Annotated in this window: 20 protein-coding genes; 17 read left to right on the forward strand and 3 right to left on the reverse strand. The window is 38.6% G+C overall.

The genetic code is table 11. The annotated features are described in order from the left end of the window. The first annotated feature begins 5 nt into the window (after positions 1–5). From N0O92_RS11590 to mutM, 3 genes are all read left to right on the forward strand, one after another. Positions 6–1,535 carry a spore germination protein gene (locus N0O92_RS11590; RefSeq protein ID WP_315614819.1) on the forward strand — a complete coding sequence of 510 codons (1,530 nt, stop codon included), beginning with the start codon at positions 6–8 and terminating at the stop codon, positions 1,533–1,535. Between the two features lie 75 nt (positions 1,536–1,610). Further along, positions 1,611–2,591 carry a sodium-dependent bicarbonate transport family permease gene (locus N0O92_RS11595; RefSeq protein ID WP_315614929.1) on the forward strand — a complete coding sequence of 327 codons (981 nt, stop codon included), beginning with the start codon at positions 1,611–1,613 and terminating at the stop codon, positions 2,589–2,591. A 47-nt stretch (positions 2,592–2,638) separates the two neighbouring features. Beyond that, positions 2,639–3,448 carry a bifunctional DNA-formamidopyrimidine glycosylase/DNA-(apurinic or apyrimidinic site) lyase gene (mutM, locus tag N0O92_RS11600; RefSeq protein ID WP_315614820.1) on the forward strand — a complete coding sequence of 270 codons (810 nt, stop codon included), beginning with the start codon at positions 2,639–2,641 and terminating at the stop codon, positions 3,446–3,448. Positions 3,449–3,688: 240 nt separating this feature from the next. On the opposite strand, the gene N0O92_RS11605 is transcribed toward mutM, so the two are convergent. Together N0O92_RS11605 and N0O92_RS11610 are read right to left on the reverse strand one after the other, a co-directional pair. Continuing rightward, on the reverse strand, positions 3,689–4,996 hold the full coding sequence (locus N0O92_RS11605) for a protoglobin domain-containing protein (protein WP_315614821.1): 1,308 nt from the start codon (positions 4,994–4,996) through the stop codon (positions 3,689–3,691). Between the two features lie 33 nt (positions 4,997–5,029). Further along, complete coding sequence (locus N0O92_RS11610) at positions 5,030–6,754, reverse strand: bifunctional diguanylate cyclase/phosphodiesterase (protein ID WP_315614822.1); 1,725 nt, start codon at positions 6,752–6,754, stop codon at positions 5,030–5,032. 398 nt (positions 6,755–7,152) lie between these two features. On the opposite strand from N0O92_RS11610, the gene N0O92_RS11615 reads away from it, so the two are divergent. The 5 genes from N0O92_RS11615 (at position 7,153) to N0O92_RS11635 (ending at position 12,768) form a co-directional block, all read left to right on the forward strand. Next, the gene (locus N0O92_RS11615) at positions 7,153–8,067 is read left to right on the forward strand and encodes an FAD binding domain-containing protein (RefSeq protein ID WP_315614823.1); all 915 of its coding nucleotides are present in this window, start codon (positions 7,153–7,155) and stop codon (positions 8,065–8,067) included. Further along, positions 8,051–10,309 (forward strand): xanthine dehydrogenase subunit D, encoded by a 2,259-nt coding sequence (gene pucD / locus N0O92_RS11620; protein ID WP_315614824.1) that lies wholly within the window; start codon positions 8,051–8,053, stop codon positions 10,307–10,309. Before N0O92_RS11615 ends, pucD begins: the two co-directional genes overlap by 17 nt. Positions 10,310–10,333: 24 nt before the next feature. Then, complete coding sequence (locus N0O92_RS11625; RefSeq protein WP_315614825.1) at positions 10,334–10,840, forward strand: 2Fe-2S iron-sulfur cluster-binding protein; 507 nt, start codon at positions 10,334–10,336, stop codon at positions 10,838–10,840. 12 nt (positions 10,841–10,852) lie between these two features. Next, positions 10,853–11,935, forward strand: coding sequence for an XdhC family protein (locus tag N0O92_RS11630; protein ID WP_315614826.1), 1,083 nt, complete (start codon positions 10,853–10,855; stop codon positions 11,933–11,935). A 188-nt stretch (positions 11,936–12,123) separates the two neighbouring features. Then, on the forward strand, positions 12,124–12,768 hold the full coding sequence (locus N0O92_RS11635) for a nucleotidyltransferase family protein (protein ID WP_315614827.1): 645 nt from the start codon (positions 12,124–12,126) through the stop codon (positions 12,766–12,768). A 346-nt stretch (positions 12,769–13,114) separates the two neighbouring features. On the opposite strand, the gene N0O92_RS11640 is transcribed toward N0O92_RS11635, so the two are convergent. Next, complete coding sequence (locus N0O92_RS11640; protein WP_315614828.1) at positions 13,115–14,788, reverse strand: PucR family transcriptional regulator; 1,674 nt, start codon at positions 14,786–14,788, stop codon at positions 13,115–13,117. A 958-nt stretch (positions 14,789–15,746) separates the two neighbouring features. Between N0O92_RS11640 and uraD the strand changes: the two genes are divergently transcribed. The 9 genes from uraD to N0O92_RS11685 all read left to right on the forward strand — a co-directional run bounded on the left by uraD (position 15,747) and on the right by N0O92_RS11685 (position 25,452). Beyond that, the gene (gene uraD, locus N0O92_RS23890) at positions 15,747–16,610 is read left to right on the forward strand and encodes a 2-oxo-4-hydroxy-4-carboxy-5-ureidoimidazoline decarboxylase (protein WP_315614829.1); all 864 of its coding nucleotides are present in this window, start codon (positions 15,747–15,749) and stop codon (positions 16,608–16,610) included. 57 nt (positions 16,611–16,667) lie between these two features. Next, positions 16,668–17,672 carry an ABC transporter substrate-binding protein gene (locus N0O92_RS11650; protein ID WP_315614830.1) on the forward strand — a complete coding sequence of 335 codons (1,005 nt, stop codon included), beginning with the start codon at positions 16,668–16,670 and terminating at the stop codon, positions 17,670–17,672. 485 nt (positions 17,673–18,157) lie between these two features. Next, complete coding sequence (locus tag N0O92_RS11655; protein WP_315614831.1) at positions 18,158–19,402, forward strand: Zn-dependent hydrolase; 1,245 nt, start codon at positions 18,158–18,160, stop codon at positions 19,400–19,402. Positions 19,403–19,428: 26 nt separating this feature from the next. Then, the gene (locus N0O92_RS11660; RefSeq protein ID WP_315614832.1) at positions 19,429–20,682 is read left to right on the forward strand and encodes a pyridoxal-phosphate-dependent aminotransferase family protein; all 1,254 of its coding nucleotides are present in this window, start codon (positions 19,429–19,431) and stop codon (positions 20,680–20,682) included. 16 nt (positions 20,683–20,698) lie between these two features. After that, a complete protein-coding gene (locus N0O92_RS11665; protein ID WP_315614833.1) occupies positions 20,699–21,868 on the forward strand; it encodes an amidase in 1,170 nt (389 codons plus the stop codon). Positions 21,869–21,884: 16 nt separating this feature from the next. After that, complete coding sequence (locus N0O92_RS11670) at positions 21,885–22,745, forward strand: fumarylacetoacetate hydrolase family protein (RefSeq protein ID WP_315614834.1); 861 nt, start codon at positions 21,885–21,887, stop codon at positions 22,743–22,745. Positions 22,746–22,859: 114 nt separating this feature from the next. Further along, the gene (locus tag N0O92_RS11675) at positions 22,860–23,825 is read left to right on the forward strand and encodes a Gfo/Idh/MocA family protein (protein WP_315614835.1); all 966 of its coding nucleotides are present in this window, start codon (positions 22,860–22,862) and stop codon (positions 23,823–23,825) included. A 250-nt stretch (positions 23,826–24,075) separates the two neighbouring features. Next, positions 24,076–24,768, forward strand: coding sequence for a Na-translocating system protein MpsC family protein (locus N0O92_RS11680; RefSeq protein ID WP_315614836.1), 693 nt, complete (start codon positions 24,076–24,078; stop codon positions 24,766–24,768). 240 nt (positions 24,769–25,008) lie between these two features. Beyond that, a complete protein-coding gene (locus tag N0O92_RS11685; protein ID WP_315614837.1) occupies positions 25,009–25,452 on the forward strand; it encodes a hypothetical protein in 444 nt (147 codons plus the stop codon). Positions 25,453–25,465 lie beyond the last annotated feature (13 nt).

Genomic DNA, 25,465 nt, shown 5'->3' on the forward strand with positions numbered 1-25,465 from the left:
ATGACATGTACAGAAGGCTATTAAGAAAACTAAATGAGCAACAGGTTCGGAAAAATGATGAGTATGAAATCAAACGTTCTAAAAATCTCTCAAAAATGGTAGAGACCGTTCAGAATATCATTGGTGAAAGTGATGATATTGTTCAAAGAGATTTTAAGGTTGGTTCCCGTCTTAGTGCTAGTTTATTTTTTGTTGATGGTCTTGCTTTTGATTCTGGCATCGAAGATAGAATTATTCGCCCTCTTATCCATTATGCAAAAGTGAACGATGAATATAATCCTGAAAAATTTGTCACTTACTTATTAGAGGAAGTAGTCACCTTTATTGAAGCAAAAGAAGTAGAGACGTTTGATGAAGCTATTCTGTCCCTTATGTCAGGGGAAACTCTTCTTGTTATAGATACCATTGATAAATTAATTTTATTTGAAACAAGACAATTTAATCAACGAGGAATAGAGGAGCCGCAAAGTGAAGTCATTGTCAGAGGACCACGTGATGGCTTTAATGAAGTCCTTCATACAAACGTGATGTTAATACGAAGGCGTTTACGTGACCCGAACTTGACTGTGCAGTTTGGTCAATTAGGACGAAGATCTAAGACGGATTTTGCTATTGTGTATGTGAAAGGAATAACCAATCAAGATCTTGTAGAAGAAGTGAGATATCGACTTTCTTGTATTGACTTAGATCTTTTATCTGAGACTGGGGTGATTGAACAATATATTGAGGAAAATGTAATGTCACCTTTTCCACAAGTTCTTCGTACAGAACGACCAGATAAAACCATTCACGCTCTAACGAATGGCAAAGTTATTGTTGTTGTAGATGGATCTCCTTTTGTTCTAATGGCGCCGGTAACGTTTGCTGATCTCATGAAATCAACAGAAGATAATTATGATAGGTGGCAAATTAGCAGTTTTATTCGTCTGTTACGTTATTTTGCAGCGTTTATGGCGGTATTTCTCCCTGGACTGTATATTGCGATGGTTTCCTATCATCAAGGGATGATTCCAACCGTATTCGCCTTATCCATTGCAGGTACTAGAGAAGGTGTCCCTTTCCCTGGATTTATCGAAGCGTTTTTGATGGAAGTTACGTTTGAGCTTTTAAGAGAGGCGGGAATCAGGTTACCTCGGCCGATTGGACAAACGATCGGAATCGTAGGTGGTCTAGTCATTGGGGATGCTGCTGTACGAGCAGGGATTGTGAGTCCTATTATGGTCATTGTTGTTGCGATCACAGCAATTGCTTCTTTTGCTATTCCAGCCTATAACGTGAGTATTACCTTTCGTTTGTTACGATTTGTGGTAATGATTGCAGCTGCTATGTTTGGGTTATTTGGGATTGTTATTGTTTATATTTTAATAAACATTCATTTAGTCGGTTTAAGAAGTTTTGGAAGTTATTATACGTCTCCATTTGCTCCATATAAATTTGGGGAATGGTTGGATCTGATGATTCGAGCACCACTCATTTTATTGAAAAATCGTCCATCGGAACCCAAGATTCTTGATAAGAAAAGAAAAGAGATGTAATCAAATAAACGTTTGTTTAAAAAACGTAAATAAACGTTTGTTTAAATTAATAATTGGGGTGATAAAGTGAACCAAATGCTTGATATTGCTTATTCAAATTTATTGTCACCAATGATTTTATTTTTCTTAATTGGAATTGTAGCGGTTGTGGTGAACTCTGATCTTAAAGTACCTACGGCTTTTTATACAGGGTATACGATGATTATTTTATTTACTATTGGTATTAAAGGGGGAGTAGAGCTTCGCTATGTTTCATTGTTAGAGATGGTTCCGACGATTATTGCGGCCGTGTTGTTAAGTATCATCATGTTGTATGTGGCGTATTTTTTCGTACATACTGTATTTTCATACTCGGTGTTGGATTCGTGGGCTGTGGCTGCTCATTATGGCTCGGTCAGTGCGGTTACGTTCGTAGCAGGTTTAGCTTTTTTAGATAAAATGGGTATCTTTTACGAAGCTTATATGTCAGCCATTTTAGTTATTATGGAAGGACCAGCAATAATTTTGGCGATTATTATGTATAAATTGTACCTTCAAAAAAAGGGAACAACCGAGGATAATCCTCATGCGAGCATTCAGCATGTTGTAAAAGAAGCGTTTTTTGGAAAAAGCATCTTCCTATTACTTGGTGGGATCTTCATTGGCTTTGTCGCGCATGAAGAAGGATTAGTTTTAATTAAGCCTTTATTCGGAGACTTATTTTACGGTGTTTTGTGTATTTTCCTTCTACATATGGGGATGATTGCGACGCAAAGCATAAAACAGATGAAAAATATCAAATTCATTTCCTTTCTGTTTGCGTTTTTGTTACCGATTATTGGTGGAACCTTGGGAGTGGTTACCGGTCATATGATTGGGCTTTCAATGGGAGGAGCTTTTATCTTGGCGGTATTAACAGGGAGTGCCTCCTATATTGCAGCACCTGCTGCAATTGCTCAAGCGATTCCAGAAGCAAATTCAGGAATCTATTTAGGCTCGGCATTAGGATTAACATTGCCATTTAATTTAGTATTCGGTATTCCTTATTTCTATTGGGTAGCCACGTTGCTAAATTAAAGCCTACATAAAGTAGCTAAAAGAAAACGTGCAAAGGAGTAACAAACATGCCTGAGTTACCAGAAATGGAAACATACAAACGCCTTCTGAGTGAAAGAGTGATTGGAAAAAACATAACGGCTGTTGAAGTAACTAGAGAAAAAACGGTGAATGTTCCTGTCGATCAGTTTATAAAAGAAGTGCAAGGCTGTTCAATTACAGCGATAGAGCGTCGTGCCAAGTTTTTAGTATTCAAGCTCAATTCTGGAAAAAGACTGCTCGTTCATCTCATGCTAGGTGGGGTCATGTATGTGGCAAGCGAGGACGATGATATAGATCGAACAAAGCAGGTTACTCTTTCTTTTGGGGGAACAAGATTGTTCTTTATCGGATTAAGGTTAGGATACTTACATTTACTTACAGATGGGCAACTAGAGGAGACGTTTGAGGATCTTGGTCCAGAGCCGACCGATCCGTCGTTTACTGTAAATCGCTTTTTGTCATTAATGGAAAAGAAAAGAGGGGCTTTAAAAACAACCTTGGTCAATCAAAAGTTTCTAGCTGGGATAGGAAATCTTTATTCTGATGAAATTTGTTTTCATGCCAAGTTGTTGCCGAAGAGGCAATCAAATGACCTTTCCGAGCAAGAGAAGACAACGTTATACAACAGCATTCAAACAGTGTTAGCAAGAGGAATCCAATTAGGTGGGTACATGGATGTACCTGTTTATAAAGGCGATCAATTGACAGGAAGTTATAATCATCATTGCTTTGTCTATGATTTAGAAGGACAACCTTGCCAACGTTGTGGTCAGCCAATTATAAAAGATGAGATCTCATCTCGAAAAACATTTTATTGTAATGGATGTCAAAAATAAGAAGCCTGACGTGTCCAAAGAGTAGTTGGGCACTTCAGGCTTCTTTTGCAAAATCAAAATTTATTATATTAATTGTTACTATAGACGAGAACTATAGTGGAATGGAGCGGAAGGCACTTGACTCCTGCGGGAAAAAGAGGGAAAGGCAAGACACCACAGACGGAACGTCGTGGGGGCTTGGCCCCTCCCCGCGGAAAGCAAGTGCCTGAAGCGCAATGGGATAGCCTCGCTCCGTTAAGCTTAAAGAGATGAAGTAGCGTTAGTCAAATTATCAGACGAAACCGCAACATGTTCTGCAGCTTGATTGATCTCACTAAAAATTTCGCCTAAGTGCTTCATTTTATCGGAAATCATTATGTTTTGTTGTTTCATTTGTTCCATGGAGCTGAGAATCTCATCAAAAAACTGATTCGTTTGACTCGATTCTTTCGTTCCTTTTTCAATAGACCTGTTATTTTCGTTAATCGATTCTGACATAGTGGCAGTGTATCGGTTAATCTCATGAACCAAACTCGATACTTCAGCAACTGTATCTTTTGTATTTTCCGCTAACTTTCGAACTTCACCAGCAACAACAGCAAATCCTTTTCCTTGTTCTCCCGCACGAGCGGCTTCAATAGAAGCATTCAAAGCTAATAAATTAGTTTGATCTGCAATCGATGTGACGATTTGAGAAATTTGTTCAATTTTTTTAGAAGTTGTTATTAACTGTTCCATCTCACTTGAGATTTTTTGCATAGTTGCTTGCGTACCTTGCATAATGTCTTCAAGACTATTTAGACGATTTTTTCCATCTTTTGACTTGGACTCTGTTGATATAGCTATATTGGAACTAACTTCTGTTAGTTTTGTAATTTCCGATGTTTTAGCAGCGATATCTTGTAAGGAAGAACTTGTTTCCTCACTTAAGGCAGCTAATTCTTCTGCATTTTTGCTTACTTCCATTTTTAATCTATCTTTCTTTTGTTCGGCTTCTTGTCGAATGCGTTCATTTTCTAATTCATAAGCTTCTAATACAAGTTGTTGTTCAAAGTTTAAGATCTTTGTTACAGCCGTGATCGCGTGTTTGTACTCAGCTTTGTCTATTGTGTATTGATCGATGATATCAGAAATGGAAAGTAAGAGATCTTGAAAAGCACACATATACCATTTTGGCTGTAAACCAATTCGAACATGCACATGAGCAATAATGTTGCGTTGTGTAATAAACTTTTCATTAATTTGACCACTGAACATTTCAAAAATGTGAGCGAAAAGGGTTTTCTTTAGGCGATCAACAGTACTGTTTTCATTAATAATCGCTGTAAGAGAAGGTTCTTTTGCTAGGTTTTTATAAAAGTTGGAGACAATCTCTTCAAGATGTTCCTTAATGATCGGTTGGAACGTTTTAATGGTGGATAAATCTTCCAATTGTAAATCAATAAGCTCGATTTGTTTGTGTACTGAACTTGTGTTAGGGAGGTTAATAAAGACACTCGATAAATGTTGTTCACTTGAAGACAAGAGGCTGTTTTTACTTGTCTTTTTTTTAGTTGAGAAAAATCCCATGATGTTCACTTCTTTCTTTATTAAAAAATGGAGTTAAACGATAGACTTATAGTCTTCTAAATATAAATCGATGAGCGTATCGGGCAAAGGCTTACTATGAAAATAACCTTGAACCTCATCACAATTTATTGCTTTTAATATGGACAGCTGTTCGGATGTTTCAACTCCTTCAGCCAACACATTAAATTTTAGAGCGTGGCTAACGGTTATAATCGCGTCAATAATGGCTATATCAACTTCATTTGTATGAATATCTTGAACAAATGAACGATCTATCTTTACTGTATCTATCGGCAATTTTTTTAAATAGTTTAATGAAGAATATCCGGTTCCAAAATCATCAATTGCCAAATGAACTCCTAGTCTTTTTAAGGCGTGAAGAACGTCTAGAATAAATTCAGTATGAGTCATCGCCACGGTTTCTGTAATTTCAATTTCTATATTTTGAGCTGGTAAATGATATTCTTGTAAAATGGCTTGTAACTTAGTAACAAAGTTATATTGTAGCAACTGAACGATCGAGACGTTAATGGAAATTCGAAGATGATGACCTTTATTTTGAAGGTCAATGGTTTTCATGATTGCCTCTCTCATAACCCAATCGCCAATCGAATTAATAATACCTACTTGTTCCGCAATCGGGATAAAATCAGCTGGCGAGATTAACCCTAATGTCGGATGTTCCCATCTAATAAGAGCTTCCAGCCCTATTATATCTCGAGTTTTCATGTTTACTTTAGGTTGATAATAAAGACAAAATTCATTATTATCGATTGCCTTTCTTAAACCATGCTCAATTTCTAACCGCTTTATAATCGATTTTTTTTCCTCATTATTATAAAACTCGTATTTATTTCCACCTGTCTTTTTTGCTATATACATGGCGATGTCAGAGTTCTTGAGCAACTCATTAACATCTTCACCATTTTCCGGAAAATAGCTAATACCGATACTAGAAGAGATATAGATCTCTCTTTCATCAATTTGAAAAGGCTTCGAAAGGGTTGCTAAAATGTCTAAGGCAATGTTTTCGATTTCATCATGATTTTCAAACGGAAGAATGAAAACAAATTCATCTCCTCCCTGCCTAGAAATAAAAAGTTTATCGTCTTGATTCACCCTCTTTAACCTAGTTGCAATCTTAATTAAGAGAGAATCTCCAAACATGTGACCGAACGTATCGTTAATTAGTTTAAATTGGTCAATATCAAGAAACAGAAGAGCAAACTTTCTATTTGCAGATATATGTTCTTCTAATGTACGAATCATCCGCAATCGATTGGGTAAATCCGTTAATGGGTCATGATGCGCTAAAAACATATACTGCTTCTCACTCTGGCGTAATCTCTCTTCTATTACTTTTTTTCCTGTAATATCATTCCGAATGGCGACAAATTGATAGGGGTTATCGTTAGCATCCATAAACGGGACTATGGTGGTGTCGACCCAGTAATAGGTTCCATCTTTTGCTTTGTTTTTGATTTCGCCTTTCCATATCCGCCCATCCTTAATCGTTTGCCACATGTTCCGAAAGAATTCTTTCGGGTGAAAGTCAGAATTGATTATACTGTGTGTCTTTCCTACTAATTCTTCTTTATTGTATTTTGAAATATCACAAAACTGATCATTTACATATGTAATAATCCCTTTTGAATCCGTAAAAGCCAAAATGGAGGAATTATCCAACGCATACTTAATATCTAGTAACTCTTTTGAGGTTTTTGAAAAGTCGGAGAATTTTTCATTGTAATCTTTCATTTACATACCCTCCAAGAAATATCCAATTTATTAGCTTGGACCTACTATGAATGACTTTATTATGCCATGGCGAGGGTAATTGTTACTACTATTTTTTACCTATTTCCATTTATAAACATAAAAACTATGAGTATAGTGAAAATGGTAAATGTAGTGAAATTTCATGTTACATAACCTGACGAATCAACTGAATCTATTGGTTATTTCGTACAAAATAGATAAAAAGGAATGTACTGAACGTCAAAACAGTTGAAGTGGCCCGATGATAAAATTTGGTTTTGTAGGTAATAAATCTGACAATGGTAGTGGAGTCAAATACGTAGGTTTAAATGTGCAAATATTATGATTTTTATAAATGTGACCCGTTTTGAGTTATTAAAGAAAGAGGTGTCTAGGCAATGATTACGACCAAAAAAATTTGGAGACCCCAAAATGTAACAGAAGCATGGCAAATTCAAAAGAATCTTGATTCTGCTGAGTATTGTTTCGTATCAGGAGGAACGTGGCTTCGGACGCAATGGGAAGCCAAATTACGTTCCATGCCTTCTCACCTAATAAGCTTAGAGCAAATTGAGGAAATGAGAGTTGTGAAGGAAAGGTTGTCTTTTGGAAAAAGAGAAATTGTCATAGGTTCTCAAGTAACGTTAGCAACCTGTATACAACATCCTCTCCTACAAAAATATCTTCCTTCTCTAGTTAGTGCGTGCCGGCGAATAGCAGCTCCATCCATCCGAAACCAAGCGACGATTGGAGGGAATATTTCTACGGTAGCAGGTGATACACTTCCAGTATGGTTCGTGTATAAAGCTAAAATGCGTTGGTTTAATGGTCATGAAATAGAAACAGAGTCCATAGATCAGTGGATATTGTCACTGCAAGCTCATAACTTTGAACGAGATCCACGTATCCTTGTGGATGTAATAGTAGAGATTGATGAACGTCAAGAAGATCAATTTTCGTTTTTTACGAAAGTAGGCAGACGGGAAACATTTACAGCTTCCCTCGTGACAGTTGCAGGGAAAGGAAGGATAGATGAAGGTGGGAAATTCCAACACGTTTCTCTCTCAGCTGGAGGCGGTAAAGTGCCAGTAAGACTACTGGAAGCTGAGCTGGAGTTGGAAGGAAAAGAAGGATGTCCATCGTTATTTCAAGCGATTTATAAGCAAGTGATGAAGCAGTATAACGCGACTTCAGATCCTTTTGCTTCAGAAACATATAAAAAAAGGATGGTCGCCAACCTCATTGTAAGTGAATTAATCAAGCAAGTAGAAAAATGGGAAGCGGGAGGTGGAATGAATGTGGCTCGATCGTAATACAAGCGGTCAGAAATGGAAAGTGAGGCCAGATGGAGAAGAGAAGGTTACTGGAAAACTTCGGTATTTAACAGATATGACCTTCCCTAATATGCTGTTTGGTCGAGTTCTTAGAAGTGCACACCCACACGCTCGGATTATTTCCATTGATCCATCCAAAGCACTTGCCTATCCGGGTGTGATGGCAGTGCTTACGCATCAAGATATTCCTGGCTTAAACGGGTTTGGAATTAGTACGCCTGATCAACCTGTATTTTGTGAAGATGTTGTTCGATTTGAAGGAGATGCGATAGCTGCTGTAGCTGCTAAAACTAAAGAAATCGCGGAGAAGGCATTATCGCTCATTCAAGTTGAATACGAAAGGCTACCGGTTTTAGATACTCCTGAAGCTGCATTACATCCTCAAGCACCTTTGTTGCATCCAGACGGGAATATTCTTCATCAAACGGATTATCACCGAGGGGATATGGAGGAAGGGTTTGAGCAGTGTGACTATGTTGTGGAAGAGACTTACGTAACACCTAGGCAAATGCATACGTACCTTGAAACAGAAGGTGGAGTATTTGTTCCAGAGGAAGGGAAGCTAACCGTTTATGCTCCAACTCAACATGGATACAAAGACCGAATGCAGCTTGCTAGAATTGTAAATTGCAATGAGGAACAAATTCGAGTGATTTCTAGTCCTATCGGTGGGTCGTTCGGTGGGAAAGATGAGTTAAACGTCCAGCCGTATGGGGCATTACTCGCACTCTACTGTGCCCAACCAGTAAAAATGCATTATTCAAGGTGGGAATCGGTTACAGCTGGATTGAAACGTCATCCTATGAAAGTAACGATGAAAACAGGAATGAATTCAGATGGAAAGTTGCTCGCTCATCAAGTGAATATCCTTTCCGATACGGGAGCGTACTCCACATTAGGAGGACCGGTTTTAAACTTTGCGACCGAGCATGCCGTAGGGCCCTATATCATCCCTCATGTCGATGTGAAAGGTCAGGCAGTTTATACAAATAACGGGGTATCAGGTGAGTTTCGTGGGTTTGGAGGGAATCAAGTTATCTTTGCTCTAGAAGGGCAGCTTGATAGATTAGCTGAAAAAATTAAGATGGATCCTTGGGAACTCCGAAAAAAGAATATGAGAACATTACATGATCTTGGACCAATGGGTCAAAGAGTGGTACCAACGAACGGTCCTGAACAAGTATGGGAAGCCATTAAACAATCCCCTCTTTGGGAAAAGAAGAATAAAGATAAGAAAGTTTCAAAGCCATGGATCAAACGTGGGATTGGAGTAGCACTAGCTATGCACGGGTCTGGATTAGGATACGGGATCCCAGACCATGCAGGTGGATTGATTCGATTAAACCAGGCAGGGAAAATTGAAGTGGCGTTCGGACATGAAGAATTTGGGCAAGGATTGCTAGGAACTTTAGAAATTTTACTTCAAGATCATTTTGACTGTAACAAAGCGGACTTAAGTATAGTCATTGGTGACACGGATCTTGTGCCACCAAGTGGGTCATCAACGGCATCAAGAACAACGAACATGGTTTGGCAAGCTCTTAATCGATTAAAAGGACCATTTTTAGAGGCGTTATTTTTGAAAGTGAGTCAATTAACAGGTGTTTCGAAAGAAGAGTTACGCACGGGTCCGGGTGGTATATATGCGGTGACCAAAGATGAGAGAATCATCACGTACTCAGATATAGCTAAAAGCGGAACGCAAGATTTAGAGTGCTCGACTCAATTTCATTATCCAGTTACACCCGATCCGGTCATGGGTGGACATTATCTTTATACAAGTACATCGGTAATTGCTGAGGTGGAAGTGAATGTCCTTACAGGGATGGTGAAAGTCATGAGAGTCGATCATGCTGTAGCTGCTGGACCTGTTATTAATCCAATGGGCTATGTTGGGCAAATTGAAGGTGGAAGCATTATGGCGTTAGGCTTCACGTTAACAGAGGATGCTGTTATGAATGAGAGTCGCTATGTAACGAAAAACTTAGATACGTATTTAATTCCTACTATTTTTGATGTTCCAGAAGAGCATCACGTAAAAGCAATTGAGCAACTACCAGAAGGCGATCCGTTTGGACCTCGTGGTGTAGGAGAAGTTGGTTCAGTTGCATTAGCACCGGCCCTTGTTTCAGCGATTAAAGATGCAACAGGCATTTGGGTTACAGAATTGCCTGTTAAACCAGAACAATTACAAAAAGCGCCTTTTCTGATTAATTGCTAGAGGAGGTTTGGAGGAGAGGAAGAGATGAGTCAAAAGTTAAATCCAATTGGCACTAATCAAGAAACCGAACACAAGCTTTCTTTTGAGTTAAATGGTAAGCCCATCAGTCTTCCTGTTGATCCGTCTCGTCGGTTAGTCGACATTTTACGAAATGATCTAGGTTTGACAGGTACGAAAGTGTCTTGTGAAATTGGAAGATGTGGTGCTTGCATGGTTTTAGTTGATGGCAAACAGCAGAATTCTTGTTTAACAATGGCTTACCAATGTGAAGGAAAAAAGGTCGTTACGATTGAAGGAATTAGTGAGAATAAAATAGATCCTATTCAACAGGCTTTTTTAGAAGAAGGAGGCTTTCAGTGTGGGTATTGTACCCCTGGTATGGTTGTTTCGGTTAAAGCGTTATTAATGGAACGTCCTCATGCCACTTTTGAAGAGTTGAAAGAAGGGGTGGCGGGCAATTTATGCCGATGTACAGGGTATGGAGGGATCTATCGAGTGCTTCGGAAACTAACATCTTGTGAAGACAAGTAGGGGGATGGTGTCTTGAAGGAGCTGTATAAGTATCTTACTATTATGAAGCAACATTCCAATCAAACGTGTGCGATGGCAACGGTTATTGAAGTAGAAGGATCGGCATACCGGCATGAAGGAGCAAAAATGCTCTTTCTAGAAGATGGCCGATCTTTTGGTTTGATTAGTGGTGGTTGTTTGGAAGAAGATTTACAAATTCGGGCAACTGACGTTATGAGATTGAATCGACCTGAGACCATCGTCTATGATCTCCAAGCAGAGGATGATTTGGGTTGGGGGCAAGGTGCTGGTTGTAATGGCAAAATCAACGTACTGCTGGAACCTATTAGTTGGGGTGAAATGGATGAATACGGAAACCTAATTTGGCCCGGTGTTCATGAAGCTTTTAAAATGGGAGAAAACGTGATTACCGTTCGCGAGGTAGTGGGACATCAAATTAAGAATCGATTTTTCTTCACAACAAACGGAGAAATAATTGGCTCTAGCCAGCCTAACCATTGTTCTGACCTATTACGTAAGGATGTCGTTCAGTTTTTTCAACAAAACCGAATCTTTGATTATCAATTCCATTTGGAGTTAAATACACAATATTTATTTGAGTTACACGAAGCAAAGGACGTTATCTATATTTTTGGTGCTGGCACCGATGTGGAACCGGTAGTAAAAAGACTAGCAGAGTTTGATTTTTTGCCAGTTTTAATTGATCCAAAAGAAAGCAGATGTCAACCGAGTGTGTTTCCAGATGCAACACAATATTATCCAGAACACCCCGAAACATTTCTTGCTAACCATAAGCTAAGAGACCAAAGTTATGTATTAATAATGACTCATAGTTTTGAACGGGATCAGTTAATTCTTTCTTACTTTTTAAAGCATCAACCGAAGTACTTAGGAATTTTAGGGCCTAAAAGAAGAACAGAGAGGTTATTAGGGTCAACCTTTGTTCCTGAGTGGGTACACTCGCCTATTGGAATGGAGATTGATGCTGAAGGGGCAGAAGAAATTAGTCTAAGTATTTTGGCTGAATTAATAAAGGTGAGAAATGAAAAGCGAATGTTAAATAAAAGGCGAAAGAAAGCACAGCAAATTCGTTAGAACGGGTCAATCCTCTTTTGGATCGTCCTTTTTTTCTATCAAAAACGCTGTTTTCGTCAAGATTGTTGCTATGAAATCGTTTTTCCTCAAAGTGAAATGGAGCGCAATGGAACGAACCTGTGGAGAACACGTATCTCATAAAAACAACAAATTATGCCAAAACAGCCATCAAAGAGAGGAGCAATAGAATGGATCGTAACAAAGTAGGTGCGGTTCTTTTGGCTGCAGGAACATCTAGTCGAATGGGGACTGCGAAACAGTTGTTACAATTACAAAAGAAGACTTTGTTAGAGACCGTGCTAGATCAAGTACTAACTCATCCTTTTGAAAAAGTATACGTTGTTCTTGGACATAGAGCAGAAGAGATTAAGAATAGTGTAGCTACTTCTTCTGAGTACGTAAGATGGATAGATAATCCAAATTATAAAGAAGGCCAAAGTACGTCTATTTTAAAAGCGATGAACAGTCTCGATTCGTCTGTTGACTCTGTCATGTTTTTTCTTACTGACCAGCCATTTATTAGAAGTAATACCGTTTCGAAAATATTGACAGTGGGCTGTGAAAGGATGAGACATGATAGCAACCCATTTGTGATACGACCAACGTATAAAAATAAACCAGGTCACCCTGTGTTTTGGGGGAATGTGAGCGGGGTTCCGTTCTCACAACTTTCTGGAGATAGCGGTGGGAAAGAGATTATGCATTTAATGCAAAAAGAGCTGGTGCCGGTTTCAGATCGATATGTGTTATTTGATATTGATACGCCAGATGACTACAAGGAAGCGCAGTTACACATAAAGAGGGCCACTTCGATTCATAAAGGAGGGCACTGAAAAAGGTACGATCTTCGAGGTCACTGAAAAAGATCTTTTTAGCAGATTCGGGGAAGTGCAATGGCTTCACACGTTGCGCGCCTGCTTTGAGAAACCCACTCATAGCAGGCTTAAAAGAAGGCAACGGCTCCGCTCATTGCTTAAAGGCCACTAAAAAAGGAGAAAAACGTACCTTTTTCAGTGGCCTAACGATCTTCACCTTTTTCAGTGCCCTTTCTTATAGACTGTTTTTGCATACTTTGTTGTTTTTTTGGGATACGTGTTCTCCTTATGTTCGTTCCATTACGCTCATTTCACTTTGAGGAAAAACGATTTCAAAGCAACAATCTTTACGAAAGCTGCGTTCTTATAACAGCTGTCTTTCAATTTTGTTGTTGAAAAATGAACGGATAAACAGAGCAATTCTAAGAGTAAGTGTTTCATCTGAGCCTTTTAATTCAATTCCTAGTATTTCTTCACATTTCTTAATGCGATAAATGACGGTGTTTCGATGAATGAACATAATTTTTGCTGTCTCAGAAATTTGACAATTGTGGTTCAAGAAAACAGAAAGGGTTTGGACGAGATCTTCTTTTTCTTTGTCTTTTGGATAAGCGAGTTCTCGTAAGGTGGATCGGTAAAACTCTTTCAGCTTTTGAGATGGGATCGTCTTAAAAATTTCTGCTAGCTCTTTAATTCGATAGGTCTTGATGAAACGCTTCTTGTTCTCGCGATAGCCCGCACGTAAGGCGTCAACGGCTTCTTGGAAAGCTGTCGGTATGTCCGTAATGCTTTCTGTATAATTGCTTATCCCAAATGACATGGACGAATCAATGGCTTGATATAAATCGGACTGAAGATCCGAAATAGTATCTAGTAAGTTCTTTTCCACATCATCATTGTAAAACTCAAAGCCTAGTAATGTTGTAAATAAGTCGCCCTTCGTAAAGACAATGCCATTTTCAAACTTTTTGGTTAAGATGGATTCTAAAAATTCATAAATTCGATCTCTGCGCAAACTAATCTCTTTTTCGGTTTGTAGTGGGTGAGAATCTTGGTATAAATCAGAAGGATCATCCATTTTACAAGTAATGCAAATATATTGTAAGGACTTATTTAATTGATAAGCTTTTCCTCGATTTACAATCTCGTCTTCGTTTGGAATGGCTCCTTCTACTAAATCCGCAAAAAACTCATTTTTTAACCTTCGTGAGTGCTGTTCTAGCGCGTGAAGCTTCATAAATTCAAAAGAAATAACGTTGGCTGCCTGTTCAACTGCTAGGGTAAAAGAAGATTCATTTGATAAGGTGGTTCCGAAAATAATGATGTAGCCTTTTTGTTGATTCGTCGTGTTAATAGGGTAGATGGAAACTTCAGTAAATTCATTATTTTGATCTTCGCGAGGAAGGGTTAACACCTTATAAGTATCAAGATTTTCATGGTGTATCTTCTCGTGGATATACCAATATATATCAAAGAATACGTCCTTATCGATATCATGAGAGTAGGCCATGATGTCAAGGCGGTAGTTTAAGAGAATAACAGGAAGGTTTAAAATCGTTGCCAAGCTTTCGATTATGTTAGAAAAGCCGCCACCAGAAACAACGATGTCCGTAAATTCTCGATGAATATTTAGAGCATAATTTAGTTCATGCGTCCTTTCTTTTAAAATGCATCCTAGTGCTTCATTTAGCATGTCACCTAGTGAGTAGTTTAGCGGAATTTCTATAATGGGAAAATCCAATGCGTTAGCTTGTTCAATCACTTCAGCTGGAATTTCTTCAATGAAACGTTTTGTTTTCAAACCAAGACCAGCGCACCCTTGTTTCGCCATTTGCGAAACTAATTCAGTAAGAGCGTTTGGGTTGTTTTTTATTGAATAAGCTGTTGTCAGCAATAGTTGCTCATCATTTAAATAATCAATGATATCAGGAGCGTCCATAAGGTTGACCGATTGAACATTTTTCGTTAATCCTTGTTTCCCTGCAACAACAGTTGCCTCTTTAAATGTTGGCAGGTCTAAAATATCAAGTAACCTCATTTTGCATTTCCTCCCTACAAAAATACTATTGTGAACAATGTACAAGAAAAATCACTATTCTGAAACTTTTTTGAGAGATTATCTAACAAAAATAATCTCTTGGTTGGTTAATTCGTACAAAATAAGAACAGAGAATCATGTGACAGCGCAAAACTCCAAAGAGTGTACTAAGAAAGTGCGGGCGTTGAACTAACCGGCTGGCGCCGGTGGATTTCAACCTGCCCTTCCCTCCTGCAGGAGTCGGCCCTCCCATCCCGTCCGCTTTGTTGAGAGGAAAGATAGAAATTCCCTACTCTTCAGCGATCAAAAATAATAGGAGAAATAGCGTAAAAAAGGCCTTTGAGAAATGAAACGCAAAGAGCTTTATGAAGAGGGAGGGGCGAGACCCCGCAGGCGCAGCCGTGGAGGCTCGCCACCTCCTTGCGGGTGCGAGTGGCTGAAGCGCAATGGAACGAATCTGTAGAGAACACACCCCATAAAAACAACAAAGTATACGATTAACAGACTAGTGAAATTAGAAGACAGATAGAAAAAGATAAATTAGAGATATTGACAGTCACTTTTTCTTACAACCTGTCACACTCTAGCATCTTCGGTTTATGACGATCGGATAGAGTAGAAAAAGGGCGACTTATGAGTTTTCTAAACTTTTCCTTATACTAAGTTGCCTGGAAATCAAAGGAGCAAATTCGATTTTTGAGAACGTTACTGTAGATTCATTAAACAATTTGGCGTTTGACATTTGGTTAATTCGAACAATGACTGTTGCGTGTTTACACCTTATGATTTGGCTATAAGAAGTGAAGAATACGGTTCAATTAGCTTTGGAAAACGCTGTTTCCGTAAAGATTGTTGCTATGAGTGGCTGACTAAATGGAACGATATGAGGAGAACGCGTATCCCATAAAAACAACAAAGTATGCGAAAACAGTCTTGGAAAAAGAGAGAAGAGTAGGTGATGACAATGAGAATCACAATGGAAAAGGTTAATAAAATGAATGAATCTGAATTCATTGCAGTCGTGGGAGGGGTGTTTGAACATTCCCCTTGGGTCGCAGATAAATCATGGAAGCATCATCCGTTTAAAAGCCTTGATCATATGTATCAGTGCATGATTGAGGAGATGATGGAAGCGAATGAGTCTTTGAAACTGTCATTGCTACGAGCGCATCCAGACTTAGGTACTAGACTAGAGGTTTCTGATTCATCTAGAGATGAACAAAAGAATGCCGGGTTAAGTCAATTATCAGAAGAGGAATTCACTGAATTTTCAATGTTAAATAAGGATTATACAGCTAAATTTGGTTTTCCTTTCATTTTAGCTGTAAAAGGTCATGAAAAAGATTCTATTAAGAACTTGATGAAACAACGCATTCATAATGATTATGAAGAAGAATTAGTAACCGCACTTGAACAGGTAAGTAAAATAGCTAAATTCAGGTTGGACGATTTAATTGAAGAAAAAAAGGTCGGCCAACTTACGACTCATGTGCTCGATATTAGCACGGGAAAACCTGCTAAAAAGGTTGCAATCGAACTATTTAAATTGAATGAAGAGAAGCAACTAATGAAAATGGCAGATGCGAAAACAAATGATGATGGTAGAGTAAATGCTCCTCTACTAGAGGGAGATGAGTTGAAAAGAGGTACATACCAGCTTCAATTTCATGCTGGAGATTACTTTCGTGAAAATGGAGGAAAACAGAATTCTCCTTTTTTAGAAGTTGTCCCGATTCAATTTGTCATTTCCGATGAAGAAGATCACTATCATGTTCCTCTACTAATTGCTCCAGGAGGGTATAGCACGTATAGAGGTAGTTAGGAGTGATTAGCTTACAAGTATAAACATAGAAGGTTTCTATAAGAGAGGGGTTATGTTATGAAGAAAGTTTTCAATGTTAAATTGTTTGTGATGGCGGTGTTGGCGCTCTTTTTGCTTGCTGCATGTGGTGGTCAAGAATCTGCAGGAGAGAGTTCTGGAGAGGGATCAGCAGGAGCTGAATCAGTCAAGCTTGTCTTAAACTGGTTTCCAAAAAGTCAGCATGGTGGAGTTTTTGCAGCACTTGAGCAAGGGATTTTTACAGAGAATAGCTTAGAAGTAGAGGTAGAAGCTGGTGGACCTCAAGTGTCCTCTATTCAAATTGTTGCTTCAGGTAATGCGCAATTTGGCTTAGCTCATGCTGATCAAATTGTCATTGCTAGAAATGAAGGGATTGAACTCGTTACGTTAGCAACAGCGATGCAAAACAGTCCTGCTGCGTTAATGTTTCATGAAGGAGAAGCAATCTCTGAATTTGAAGATATGAATGGAAGAACAGCCTATATTCAACCGGGTATTCCGTATTGGGATTTCTTAACGAGCAAGTATGATTTAAGTGGAGTAACGGAAATGGGTTATACGGGTCAACACGTTAACTTCATTGAAGACCCACAATCTGTCAGTCAAGCGTTTGTCACGTCAGAGCCATTTTTCTTAGATAAGGAAGGGGTAAAGACCGAAACCATTCTCGTTTCTGAGTCAGGGTTTGACCCTTATAATGTTGTGTTGTTTGCGACGAAAGATTTTATTGAAAATAATGAAGAGACCGTTCAGAACTTTGTGACGTCGTTTGTTGATGGATGGAATTATTATAAAGATGCACCTTACGAAATTAATGAAGCTATTCACGAAGCGAATCCAGATCTTGCTCTTGAAGATTTAGAGTTCGAAACCGATGCACAAGCTGAATTTGTTTATGGCGGGGATGCCGAAGAACACGGGTTTGGATATATGTCTGAAGAGCGTTGGCAATTGCTTATTGATCAATTACACGAATTAGGTTTGCTAGAAGAAACGTTTGAGGCTAATGACATCTTTACAACTGAATTTTTACCTTCGCATTAAGAAGGGCCAAAGGTCTCCAACCGATGGAGGCCTTTTTCTATGAAAGGCTGTTTCCGCATACTTTGTTGTTTTTTATGGGATACGTGTTCTCGCCATGTTCGTTCCATTGCGCTTCAGCCACTCGCTTTCCGCGGGGAGGTGCCGAGCCTCCTCGGCTACGCCAGAGGGGTCTCGCCCCTACCTCTGCATTCCCGCAGGAGTCGAGTGGCTTCCGCTCCATTTCACTATGAGAAAAAACCATTTCATTACAACAATATTTCCGAAAACAGCGTAATGAAAAAATGAGCGGAACATTATCTTCCATTCGAAAAACTCATAGGAGCCTTTTATTCTGTAGGTTAACGAAAAACCTTTTTAAAACATTAGTTATTTCGTATAAAAAATCATACATATTTTAGATACTTTGAACAATGACTATTGCTCTTTCGTTCTCTAAAATAAAAGCAATTAGAAGCTGAGGATACAACAGGAAGGGGTTTGAAACGATGCTAGCTATTAATCAAATAAATCAACAACGATTATGGAAAACAATAAAAGAATTAAGTGAGATCGGATCTGGTACAAACATCGCTGAAGAAGGGGTAACGAGGCTTTCCCTTAGTTTGGAAGATTTAGAGGCAAGGCATTATGTGATTTCGTTAATGGAGGAAGCGGGCTTAGATGTTCGCGTCGATGAAGTAGGTAACATTATCGGGAAATTAGAAGGAACTGACCCTAATGCTCCTATTGTGATGACTGGTTCTCATGTTGATACAGTTTTGCAAGGTGGAGTGTTTGATGGGACACTAGGTGTGCTAGGAGCGATTGAAGCTGTTCGCTCGATTAAAGAATCGGGGATCCAACTGACTCATTCAATTGAAGTTGTATCGTTTACAGATGAAGAAGGAACAAGATTTGGAACTGGGTATATTGGAAGCAAAGCAATGACTGGATATTTAGATGAGGCAACTCTTAGTTTAACAGATGCAAATGGAATTACTTACGCTGAGGCCCTTCATCAAGCTGGATTTGATCCAACCCTATATAAGCAGGCAATAAGGAAGCCGGAAGAAATAAAAGCTTATGTCGAAATGCATATTGAACAAGGAAAAGTTCTTGAGGAGAACGAATTAGCAGTAGGGGTCGTTACGAATATTCAAGGTCCTGTATGGGTCGAAGTGACGCTAAACAGTCATCCAGACCATGCAGGTGCCACTCCAATGAATATGAGAAGAGATGCTTCCCTTGCAATGGCAGAAGTGATGCTTGAAGTAGAGCGTATCGCAACGAAATATCAAGGAGTAGGTACAGTAGGGAAGTTAAAAGTAGAGCCTGGTGGTGTGAACATTATTCCAGGGAAGGCAATTTTTTCAATTGATTTACGACATGGAGATATAGAGTTGCGCACGAAAATGGTTAATGAAGTTACAGCATCTATAGAGGAAATAAGTAAAAAAAGGTTGATTGAACCTGTAATTGAATTGAAAAAGTCAGTTGATCCAGCAGTTTGTTCCAGTACGATTGTCGATTTACTTGAAGAGTCTTGTAAGGAACTAGATATTCCAACGATGAAATTACCATGTGGCGCGGGTCATGACTCGCTTATGATGACGAAAATTACGGAGATGGGGATGATTTTCGTTAGATCAAAAGACGGCATTAGCCATAACCCGAAAGAGTGGACGGAGAAAGAAGATTGTGTGAAGGGTACACACGTATTATTACAAGCGTTACGTAAATTAGCAAAATAATCTCGATTACATGGGGGAAGAGAAAAATGCCATTATCAAATAGATTGCACGTTCCAGCTAGAACCATTATGACACCAGGGCCGGTAGAAGTTGATCCAAGAGTATTACAAGCGATGTCGTCATCCATTTTAGGACAGTTCGATCCTAGTTTTACATCTTTAATGAATGAAACGATGGTTCAACTAAGAAAAGTGTTACAAACAGATAACCATTGGGCCTTTCCTGTCGATGGAACATCAAGAGCAGGAATCGAGGCGATGCTTTGTAGTGTCCTTGAGGAAGGAGATAAAGTTCTCATTCCTTCGTTTGGACGATTCGGTGGTTTGCTAACAGAAATCGCAGATCGCTGTGGGGCAGAAATCCATCTTATTCATTGTGAATGGGGAAGTGTATTTGATCCTAAAGATGTGATTGCTGAAATGGAAAAAGTTCGACCAAAAGTGGTAGCAATGGTTCATGGAGATACATCAACGGGGAGAATGCAGCCACTAGAAGAAATCGGGCATGCGTGTCGTGAACAAGATGTTTTGCTTATTGTAGATGCAGTGGCTACTGTTGGAGGAACGGAAGTGAAAACAGATGAATGGAAGATCGATGGACTGATTACGGGTACACAAAAGTGTTTATCTGTTCCATCGGGAATGGCACCACTCACGTACAATGACCGTATTGAAGCGATTTTACAAGATCGAAAGTCTATTGAAAAAGGACTAGTATCAGACTTACAGTCAGCCAATAATAAAAGAAAGATTCATAGCAATTACTTAGATTTAAGTCAATTACAAGATTATTGGAGCCCAGCAAGACTAAATCATCATACGGAAGCGACAACGATGTTGTACGGGTTGTATGAAGGGTTACGTCTGATTCTAGAAGAAGGATTAGAGGAACGTTATAAGCGTCATCGCTTAAATGAACATGCATTAGTAAAAGGTATTGAAGCGATGGGTCTTACTTTATTCGGAGACAATGACCATAAATTGCCGACTGTAACATGTGTCAATATTCCTGAGGGCATAGATGGGGATTCTGTTCGCTCGATGCTTCTTGATGAGTTTGGAATTGAAATAGCAAGTTCATTTGGACCGTTACACGGAAAGATTTGGAGAATTGGGACGATGGGCTATAGTTGTCAGCAACGTAATGTGTTGCTTACTCTTGCCTCATTAGAAGCCGTCCTTTTGCGTCATAAAGGGAAAGTGAACGTAGGAGAAGGAGTACAAGCAGCTCTAGATGTTTACCAAAACAAGGAGCGAATTGAAAACCGTGTCGTGAGTTAAGAGGGAGGGTCTTGTAATGACGAATCATTATAATGCGTTTGTTGATGAAAAGGTGACGATAAAACCGATAAAATCCGGAAACCTCTCTGGTCGAACATTTGCTGTGAAAGATGTGTTTGATCTAGAAGGGATTACATCTAGCGCTGGTAATCCCGACTGGCTTCGTACACATCAACCTGCAAAAAGCAATGCATCAGCTGTAGATCTTTTGTTACGACAAGGAGCTACCTTAAAAGGAACGACGATTACCGATGAACTTATGTATAGCTTAAATGGGGAGAATGCTCATTACGGGACCCCGGTGAATCCAAAAGCAGAGGGTCATATTCCGGGTGGATCTTCAAGCGGATCGGCCGTTGCTGTATCGGCGAATCTCGTTGACTTTGCCCTTGGTACAGATACTGGTGGATCGGTTCGGATTCCTTCCGCTTATTGCGGAGTATATGGATTTCGTCCAACTCATGGACTCGTACCAATCGACGGAGTAATCCCGCTTGCTAAGAGTTTCGATACGGTCGGATGGATGACACCGAACATAGAGTTGTTAGTTGAAGTAGGGGAACAGTTACTAGGCGATAGCAGTGTTTCGGTAGAGAAACCATTTACGTCGTGTTTGCTGGGCAAAGATGCTTGGGAGCTAGCTGATGATGACAGCAAGAACGCCCTTTTGCCTTACGTTCAACAAGTTGAGCTTGCATCTGAGTGGATCACCGTTGCAGAAGAAGGGTTACAAAGGTGGGCTAGTTGTTTTCGAATACTTCAAGGTCTCGAGATATGGGAAACTCACGGGGAGTGGATAACGGACGTAAAACCTTCATTTGGTTCTGATATTGAAGCTAGATTTGCCTGGGCAAGTACATTAAACAAAGAAGATCGGCCAAAAGAACTAGCATTAAAACACAAGATTGCTCAAAAGATGGCAGATATGTTGGGAGATGACAGACTGTTGATCATTCCAACGACCCCTGGGTACGCACCTCTTTGTCATTTGTCTGGTGAAGAGATCGAACAGCGTAGATCACAGACGATGCAATTGTCTTGTATTGCTGGCATAGCGGGACTTCCTCAAGTGACGATTCCGATCAAAGGGAAAAATGGATTGCCTGTTGCACTTTCATTTATTGCAGGCCTTAACCAAGATAGGCGGTTACTTCAGTGGATGTTGGAATATAGTGATAATAACTAGATGATAGGTGATATAAATGAGGCTAGCTACTGTAAAAAGAGGTAACAAGGAAGTTGCCGCAATTGTGACAGAAGAGAGAGTTGTATTAATTGAAGAGATTAATAAAGTGAGCCAGACAAATTGGTCTGAAACGATCATGGGCTTATTAGAGTCGGGTCAATTTGAACAAATAAAAAGCTGGTATGATAGAGAAGGAGAAGAGCTTCTAACGAAATTTCCGTCTCTTTCCAGAGCGGAAATGGAGTACGCTCCTTTGTATCGCACTCCCCGTAAGATTTGGGGAATCGGAATGAATTATGTGGCAGTTAGGTCAGAGTTAGGTGGACTAGAAGAGTCCGATCCTGTCTTTTTTATGAAGCCTGATACAAGCATTATAGGTGAGGGCGATGTGATTGAAATCCCGCCGCAATCAAAAAGAACGACAGCTGAAGCGGAATTAGCAATAATTATAGGAAAGAAATGCAAAAATATCTCGGAGGACGAAGTGCAAGATGTGGTTGCCGGGTATACCATTGCAACAGATGTAACGGCTGCTGATATTCATGCTGAAAATCCTCGCTTTATTCAACGAGCGAAAAGTTTTGATACATTCTTTAGTTTTGGTCCGGTTCTTCTTACAAAAGATGAAGTACAAGATATTGCTAGCTTACAAGTAACAACAGCGTTAAATGGGAACGTACATTTTGAAAATAAAGTCGAAAATATGATTTGTTCTCCTGCCTATATTGTCTCGTTTTTGTCTCATGTAACTACTTTGTTACCAGGAGATATTATTATGACAGGCACACCTGGAGCAACCGTAATTAATCAAGATGATGTAGTGGAGTGTAAAATTTCTGGGTTTGAAACATTAACCAATGTAGTGGTTCAAAAATAAGAGAAGGGAGGGGGATTACAAATAAAACCCTCTCTTTTTTGCATTTCTAGTAAAAAAATGTATGATAAACGGGAAACTATTCGTGAATGAGAAGAAAAAAAGAAGGTGAATGTTTTGAGTAACATTAAAGTGGGTATTGTAGGTCTAGGGGTAGTCGGAAAGAGATTACTCGACCAATTTCATGAGTCACCAAATATAGAAGTTGCAGCTTTGTGTGACCAAAACAAGGAATTGCTAAAACAAACTGCAGTTGAGTATGAAATTGATTTTTATACGACTAACTATCAAGAGGTAGTATCACATCAGGATATTCAGTTAATCTATATTGCAGTGCCACCTGCTTTTCATTTTGAAGTGGTCATGGCTGCTTTAGAACAGAAGAAGCACGTGTTGTGTGAGAAGCCATTAGCTAACTCTGGTACGGAAGCAGAAATGATGAATAAAAAAGCTGAAGAAGTAGGTGTCGTTCATGCGATGCATTTTCCACTTCCATATCAAAGTGCGATTGCTACTATGAAAGAAGCGATTAAGGATCCATCCTTTGGTACGGTTAAACAGATCAGCTTGAAGATGCATTTTGAAAAATGGCCGCGAGTCTGGCAGCAAACGCCATGGATCAATACAAGAGAGCAAGGTGGGTTTGTTCGTGAAATTATGCCTCATTACCTTCAGTTGGTTTTTTCCTTATTCGGCGAGATAGAGAAAGTAAAAGGGGAAATAGAGTTCCCTCCTAATGAGGTAGAAAGTGAGATTGGATTATCGGCAACATTAACGCTGAAATCAGGAATTGATGTTGTCGTAGACGGACTTGTTGGGGCGGAAGAAGAGAAGATTTTATTTACGATTCATGGAACAGAGCAAACGATTGCTTTAGAAGATTGGCGCGTGTTAAAACGAGCTTTTAAAAACGAGGATTTAGAAACCGTTTCATTAAGTGAGATGAAAGCAAGTGAAACAACTATTATAAATGAACTAACAAAGGCCATTCATGGACAAGAGGCATTTTTAATTGATTTTCAAAGTGGAATGAAGGTTCAAAGTGTGTTAGAAGACATTCTTCGTTTACCAAATTTAAATTAAAAGGAAGTCTATGATAACAATTGAATATACGTTAATTTTATGGTAGGATTTTAAATGATTATTGTCTAGCTGGCAGTGATTATATATTAATTAATGTATAAATTGAATTGCGAAAAAAATATGAATGGTAAATGAAAGAATATATACATAGTATAGAAGTCTTATTCATGGCCTAACTTCTCACTTTTTTGTGAAGTTAGGTCATTTTTGTATTTTTATGGATTTTTGTTCGGATGAGGGGGAGTTAGTAATGCTTAAAGAAAGTAGTCAGCAACAAGAATTAACTTATTTAAGTAGTTATATTAGCAAAGTGATGAAGAGGAATTTTGGGAAAGGGCCTGAATTATGTACGGTTTTTTTAGAGAATAACCTCATTCTTGTTAAATTCCAAAATTTTATTACACCAGCTGAGGAGGTACTGTATAAGAAAAATGAATTACAGCTCGCTTTACAATTTAGAGCTGCTTTAATAAGTGCAATCATTGAAGAAGTGAAGCCTGAAATAGAAACGCTGACGAACTTACAATTAACGAAACCCTTATATGATTGGAATTATGAGAAAAATGTCGGGGTAATCATGTTTGAGACTACAAACGTTACAGATAAATATTTTCCTACAAATACATCATGTGATATCTCCTTGATCGAAAAAGTGAAAAAGGTAAGTGGAAAAGTGCATAAAAGTCCAGCGAATGTAGCGCTGCTAACAAAAAAATCAAATGTTTTTATTCTCGAATGCTACGATGTTTTAATAAAAGTGGAAAGTCTTTTATTTGAAAATAAATATGATCATTTGTTATTAGAACGAGCACAGGAGATCCGTAAAAATTTTGAACTGTATCACCAGGAATTTGAACTAGTACTTGATCAGAAAATTAGTGAGCTTTTCATCACATGGGATTATGAAAATAATAAGAGTTATATTATGATTTTTGGTAAATAAATTTACAAGTTTATCAAAAACAAGTATAATTATTTTAAAATATAGAAGAGAAGAATAAGACGCTTTTCTTTTGAACGGTAGAGACGATAGACTAACAATAAGAATATAAAATTGGTAGAAATGGTTAGAAAAAATAGCTAAACATAAGCCAAAGCAGAAATAAGAGATACCATTTTCTGTTTTGGTTTTTTTATTTTATTTTTAATTTAGAATATTCTGATAACTGAGGGGAAAATACGTATGGCGAATGTAGAAGATTTAATTAAACATTTAAATTATTCAGCTTATGAATATAAATTCAGCTTACATATTTTGGATAAATTAGATGAAAAGAAACAAGAGTTGTCAAAAGTAATTGAAGAGATCGATAACATCCTTGTTTCTACAAGAGAGACGATTGAGGCTGATTTAGATTTCTCTTTAAATGAAATCATGACAGAGAAAAAAGCCAATTTGCATCTACTTACTAATATGCAGGCTGAAAAAATAGATGATGAAGCTGGAATAATTGAATTTGGTGCGCAAGTGGTTAAACGAATCGGTAAACAAAGTACGTTGTTTACCCAATTACAATTACTTATAACAAAAGGTTCATTTGAAGAGAATGTTACAGTCGAACAGGTGACGACTTTAAAATATTTAATTGATTATGGACGACAGCTTTTACTTGAAATGATGAGTTAAGGTTAACGGGAAA

This window comes from Alkalihalobacillus sp. MEB130 (assembly GCF_032335535.1).
In the GTDB taxonomy this organism is placed as follows: Bacteria; Bacillota; Bacilli; order Bacillales; family Bacillaceae_D; genus Halalkalibacter.